The following is a 2,385-nucleotide window of genomic DNA, read 5'->3' on the forward strand; positions in this document are numbered from 1 at the left end:
TTGCTCTAAAGAGTTACAAAATGGGTAATGAAAAACACAAGTATCTCACCGATGATGAAGTGGAAAACCTGTCTATTCGCAAAGGCACGCTGCCGAATAAGGAACGAAAAATCATGGAAAATCATGCCAGAATGACCATGAAAATTCTTGAAAACCTCCCCTGGCCGCGTAAACTGGCCAACGTCCCTTCAATCGCTGGAGCCCATCATGAGAAACTGGATGTAACAGGTTACCCTCAAAATCTGAAAGCGGAGAAAATAAACCTGCAGTCACGGATTATGGCAGTTTCAGACATATTCGAGGCACTTTCAGCGCCTGACAGACCCTATAAAAAACCGATGTCCCTGGCGCAGGCTATTAAGGTTTTAGGCCTGATGGTGGAAGATAATCATATTGACAAGGACATTGTGGAACTGATTATCAAGTCTGGACTGGTAAATGAATACGCCAACAGGCATTTGAAAAAGGATCAGCTTGATATCTGAGAATCCTAAACAATTTTTGGAATAGTAATTATCCCTACAACGATACTTACAATAAATCAGGCGGCGAATTTCCACCGACCCTCCTTTTTCTATGAGACAGATATGCCTTGTGGTTTCTTTTCTGAACCCACATGACCTGAGACAAAGCCAAATTGATGTCGTAAACTCTCAATGGCAGTATCACCTGGAATAGAACCCTAAGCTGGGCAATAGTAACCGCTGGTGCTTTTTTTTCCCAATTTGATTTTTAGGTGCCAGAGGAAAAAATGGGAAAGCATGCTGATCAGCATGTGATGATTCCATCCGAGGTATTTCCGGACTTCGTAGTGATCCATGCCCAACTCGCTTTTTCCCTCTTCGAAACATTGCTCGATCGGCCATCGTACGCCGCTCAACCAAACAAACAACGCGAGTCTAGAGCTGACCGGTGCATTGCTGACAAAGAATGAATACGTGGGATTCGGTCCAATGGTTCGCTTCATGATCAACCAGACCTCCTTGGTCGGCAACCCGTTTTTAGCTAAAACAACCCGTCGCTTGGTAAATTCATATTCAATCGGCCCCTTGGTTCCTTCGGATACTATGCGGCGATACCAGAAAAAGCTGTTGATGCTTCGAGCTAGCTCCATCAGGGATACTGGTTTTTTCTCGCCCTGCTTTAGGACACTTTTCTGCCGAACCTCTCCTCTGTATTTGTATTCCTTTTCCGTTGTTGCCGGTAACCGCAGCCAGCATTGCGTTTCACTGGAAACGCCCAAAAAGTAGGTCTTGCCGGTATACTTTTCTACCTGCTCGACAAACTCCGGGCTATTGCCGTATATACTGTCTGCCACAATGTATTTTACCGGAATGAGGTCCTGCTCAATGATATCTTCAGCCATCCGGGCGGCGAGTTGGGGTTTTGTTCTGAACTCAAGATCTACAGGGAATTTGCATTTTTCCCTTCTCTCTTTATATTCATCCGTAAACCAGATCTCCGGGACAAACAGTTTTTTATCCAACAACGCATATCCTTGCGATGAAGCGTAAGCGGCAAAAACCCCGACCTGACAGTTTTCGACTTTGCCGATGTTGCCGCAATACTGCTTATGTACGCCGGCTGATTCATCGCCCTTTTTCTTGAACCCTGATTCGTCGATGATGAGTACTCCGTTTTCTTCACCCATATCGTTATTCACCAAACTACGATACTTATGCATCATTTTTTCCTCATCCCAAGTCGCCTCGCTGATAAAGCGCTGTATAGCGCGAACCTTTGCGCCCTCAACGTTCATGGCTATCGGCTCGATCGATTTTCGCTCCAGCCGACTGAACTGACCAATGGCGTAATAGGATAAATTCTTCCGGCCTTCTTCCCTGACGAAACAATCCCTGAATTCCGCATGAAATCCCTTCAGGGTATCAAGGAAACCTTCTACATCATTTCGATCCAGGTCGAATTTCGGGATCGTGTAAATATCACCGCTTGTTCTGATTTCTGGTAGCATGTTCCGTCCTCCTTCTGATGTTTTAGAATCATGTGGTGGTTGACGGAATTATCTACCGGTAAGTTTCGTTCTGTCAAGTTTTTATTTTCATAAGTGTCGTTGTAGGGATAAGTTGGATGGGATTTGTTGTGACAAGTCAGGCACCATCCCATTGACTGGGGAATCTGCCCGTCCAGGCTAAAGGGTTCGGGTGTTTTCGTTTTCATGATATCACCGTGGCAATTGCTGCAATCGAACCCTGCGGAAATATGAACCTTATGGGAGAAATTGACAAAATCGGGCAGATCATGAACCTTTTTCCAGGGGATCGGTTTTCCCTTTTTCCAATAAAACTCAATAATTTTTCGGATTTCGTTGATCTGGGGAGGAACAGTTCCTTTGATATATAAATGGCAACCAACGCAAACCCGGAC

3 protein-coding genes are annotated in these 2,385 nt (G+C 45.0%); 1 reads left to right on the plus strand and 2 read right to left on the minus strand.

Features of this window, described 5'->3' with window-relative positions:
- A partial coding sequence (locus tag V3S16_RS13660; RefSeq protein ID WP_413885852.1) for an HD-GYP domain-containing protein occupies window positions 1-485 on the plus strand: 485 nt, incomplete at its 5' end.
- Between the two features lie 197 nt (window positions 486-682).
- Here V3S16_RS13660 and V3S16_RS13665 read toward each other — a convergent pair.
- Window positions 683-1,972: an IS701 family transposase gene (locus V3S16_RS13665; RefSeq protein ID WP_413885854.1), complete on the minus strand. Its 1,290-nt coding sequence runs from the start codon at window positions 1,970-1,972 to the stop codon at window positions 683-685.
- On the minus strand, window positions 1,900-2,385 hold a 486-nt coding region (locus tag V3S16_RS13670), incomplete at its 5' end, for a cytochrome c3 family protein (RefSeq protein WP_413885856.1). The genes V3S16_RS13665 and V3S16_RS13670, both read right to left, overlap by 73 nt.

This window comes from Candidatus Desulfatibia sp. (genome assembly GCF_036446775.1).
Taxonomy (GTDB): domain Bacteria; phylum Desulfobacterota; class Desulfobacteria; order Desulfobacterales; family UBA11574; genus Desulfatibia_A.